Annotated in this window: 2 protein-coding genes and 2 pseudogenes; all 4 read right to left on the bottom strand. The window is 72.8% G+C overall.

The features are described from left to right. Positions 1-510: pseudogene (locus tag AXW62_RS39380) on the bottom strand (hypothetical protein); the annotation flags it as partial. Positions 511-860: 350 nt separating this feature from the next. Then, on the bottom strand, positions 861-1,658 hold the full coding sequence (locus AXW62_RS39375; RefSeq protein WP_030838286.1) for a type III pantothenate kinase: 798 nt from the start codon (positions 1,656-1,658) through the stop codon (positions 861-863). 107 nt (positions 1,659-1,765) lie between these two features. Next, positions 1,766-2,809, bottom strand: coding sequence for a carboxylating nicotinate-nucleotide diphosphorylase (gene nadC / locus AXW62_RS39370; protein ID WP_037647515.1), 1,044 nt, complete (start codon positions 2,807-2,809; stop codon positions 1,766-1,768). Further along, positions 2,806-3,241: pseudogene (locus AXW62_RS42205) on the bottom strand (L-aspartate oxidase); the annotation flags it as partial. The pseudogene AXW62_RS42205 and the gene nadC, both read right to left, overlap by 4 nt.

Raw genomic sequence — 3,241 nt, 5'->3', positions numbered from 1 at the left:
AGGCGCCGCGGGGCGCGTACGGGGCTGTACGGCGGCGGGCTGTACGGCGGCGTCGGCGCGCTCCGCGAGGCGGGCGCGTACGCCCCGCTCGGCGAGGCGCTCGCAGTGGCGCAGCAGCGCGCGGCGGCGCGTCTCCTCACCGCCCCCGGCGGCCGCCCCGCACAGCGTGCGGAGCGCGGCCAGATCCTCCGCGAGCGGCTCGTAACCGGCCGCCAGGGCGCCCTGGAGCTGCTCGAGGTAGCCGACGGCGGCGCCGGGCAGGGCGGCGCGGTAGCGGGCGAGCTCGTCGAGCAGGAACGCTCGCAGCCGCCCGCCCTCGCGGGCCGCTTCGTCCACGGCCTCGGCGAGCCGGAGACAGTCCTGGACCTCCTCCGCCCGGTCCGGGCCGAGGGGGCCGGCAGAGGGAGTGACGGGGTCGGGTTGGAGGGCGATGGCGAGGGCGCGTCGGAGCACACGCAGCTCATCCGCACTGAACGCCATTCCGCCGCGGGATCCATATGGCGTGGGCATGGGGCGACTTTAAGTGCTAAGCGGACAAATTTCGCTGAGCGCCGGACGGTGCGGCGCGTTGCGGGCACCGGGCCGCCAAACGGGGGAAGCGCCGGACGGGACCGCGTCGAGTCGGCCCCGTCCGGACCCGGCACCCGGGGGCGGACCGTCGCATCCGGGTGCCGGTGTACGTGGTCGACGGCCTCTTCCGCCCGTCAATACGGAATTCGAAGTGCCGTCTTTCCCTCGATCGCTCCTTGACCCAATGGCGAAGAGCGATCGGCGCGCATGACGAATCCGGCGCGCGGGAATTCGTTTCGGAATGCCGTCAATGCGGTCGAGCACGCAGGTGACGTACTGATCGCCGGTGCTCAGCCGCGCGAGACGTTCCGCTCGTAGACCAGTCTGAGGCCGATGAGAGTCAGCCAGGGCTCATGTTCGTCGATCACTGAGGATTCTCCTAGGACCATGGGCGCCAGCCCACCGGTCGCGATCACGGTGACGTCTTCCGGATCCTCGGCCAGCTCCCGCGCCATACGGCGGACGATCCCGTCGACCTGGCCCGCGAAGCCGTAGAGGATGCCGGACTGCATGGCCTCCACCGTGTTCTTCCCGATCACGCTGCGCGGCCGGGCCAGCTCGATCTTGCGCAATTGCGCCCCGCGTACGCCCAGCGCCTCGACCGAGATCTCGATGCCCGGCGCGATGACCCCGCCCAGGTACTCACCGCGTGCGCTGACCGCGTCGAAGGTCGTCGCGGTGCCGAAGTCGACGACCACGCACGGACCCTCGTACAGCTCGACGGCGGCCAGCGCGTTGATGATCCGGTCGGCGCCGACCTCCTTGGGGTTGTCCACCAGGATCGGCACACCGGTCTTCACCCCCGGCTCGACCAGGACGGACGGCACATCGCCGTAGTAGCGGCGGGTCACCTCGCGCAGCTCGTGGAGCACCGAGGGGACGGTGGAGCAGATCGAGATGCCCGCGATGCCGTCGCCCAGCTCCTCGCCGAGCAGCGGGTGCATGCCCATCAGGCCCTGGAGCAGGACGGCGAGTTCATCGGCGGTGCGGCGGGCGTCGGTGGAGATCCGCCAGTGCTCGACGATCTCGTCGCCGTCGAAGAGGCCCAGGACGGTATGGGTGTTTCCGACGTCGATGGTCAGCAGCATGGGCGACACCGCTTCCGGGCGGGCTCACGGCCCAGGTCGGGCCCCGGGGTGGTGGACGGGGCGACGGGCGGGCAGGGGTTTCCGGCGTCGATGGTCAGCAGCATGGGTCAGCCCGCCTCGGCCTCGCGCAGGTCCAGGCCGATGTCCAGGATCGGGGAGGAGTGGGTGAGCGCGCCGACCGCCAGGTAGTCCACGCCCGTCTCGGCGTACGCACGGGCGTTCGCGAGCGTCAGGCGGCCCGAGGACTCCAGGGCGGCGCGCCCGGCGACCAGCTCGACGGCCTCGCGGGTCCGCGCCGGGGTGAAGTTGTCCAGCAGGATCAGGTCCGCGCCCGCCCGGAGGACCGGCGGGATCTGCTCCAGGGTGTCGACCTCCACCTCGATCGGTACGTCCGGGAACTCGGCCCGCACCGCGCCGAACGCCTCCGCGACGCCGCCCGCCGCGATCACGTGGTTGTCCTTGACCAGCGCGGCGTCCGAGAGCGACATCCGGTGGTTGACCCCGCCGCCGCAGCGCACCGCGTACTTCTCCAGCGCGCGCAGCCCCGGAGTGGTCTTACGGGTGTCACGGACCTTGGTCTTCGTCCCCTCGAGGGCGTCGGCCCAGGCACGGGTCGCGGTCGCGATGCCGGACAGACGGCACAGCAGGTTGAGCGCGCTGCGCTCACCGGTGAGCAGGTCGCGGGTGCGGGTGCGGACGCTCAGCAGCTTCTGGCCGGCCGTCACCCGGTCGCCGTCCTCGACGTGCCGCTCGACCTCGAACGCGTCCGTGCAGACGACGGACAGGACCGCCTCGGCGATCCGCAGCCCGGCGACGGTGCCCGCCTCACGGGCCGTGAAGTCGCCGGTGGCGAAGGCGTCCTCGGGGACGGTGGCCACGGTCGTGACGTCCACGCCCTGGTCGAGGTCCTCCTCGATGGCCATGTGCGCGATGTCCTCGACCTGGACGGGGTCGAGTCCGGCGAGGGTCAGCAACGCGGCGAGGTCGGGGTCCAGCCCGCATTCCATCGGGTCGAGCCCGTAGCCTTCGGCGTCGTCGTCGCCACCGCAGCCGCAGGCGTCACCGCAGCCCGCGCCCTCGCCGGGGCGGCCGATCTGCAGCAGCGGCAGGGCCACTGGTGGCTGACGGTCTTCGGAGGTGCTGCTGCTCACGGGCGGGACTCCGTCTCGGGTCGGGGGGTGGTCGTCGGTGGGGGGAACGCTTCGGAGCCCGTGGAACGGACATCGAGGGCGCCGTCCGGGCGGAGGGTGACCAGAAGATGACGGCGCCAGGCGGCGTCGTCCCGCTCGGGGCGGTCCTCGCGCCAGTGGCAGCCGCGGGTCTCCTCGCGGCGGAGCGCGGCGGCGACCAGGACGCGGGCGACGAGGTGGAGGTTGGTGGCCTCCCAGGTGCCGCCCCGGGCTCGGCCGTCTTGCCGTCCCGCCGCAGCTCCGCCACGGCTTCGTCCTGGACCTGGTCCAGCCGGTCGGCGGCGCGGGCCAGGCTCTCGGCGGACCGGAGGACTCCGGCGCCGTGGGTCATGATGTGCTGGATCTGGTAGCGCGCCTCGGAGGCGAGCAGGGGCGGTCCGCCGGGGCCCGCCC

Origin of the sequence: Streptomyces hygroscopicus subsp. hygroscopicus (genome assembly GCF_001553455.1) — a bacterium.
GTDB classification, from domain to species: domain Bacteria; phylum Actinomycetota; class Actinomycetes; order Streptomycetales; family Streptomycetaceae; genus Streptomyces; species Streptomyces hygroscopicus.
The sequence above is the reverse complement of the archived record's forward strand: the minus strand, read 5'-3'. Positions and strand labels throughout refer to the sequence as shown.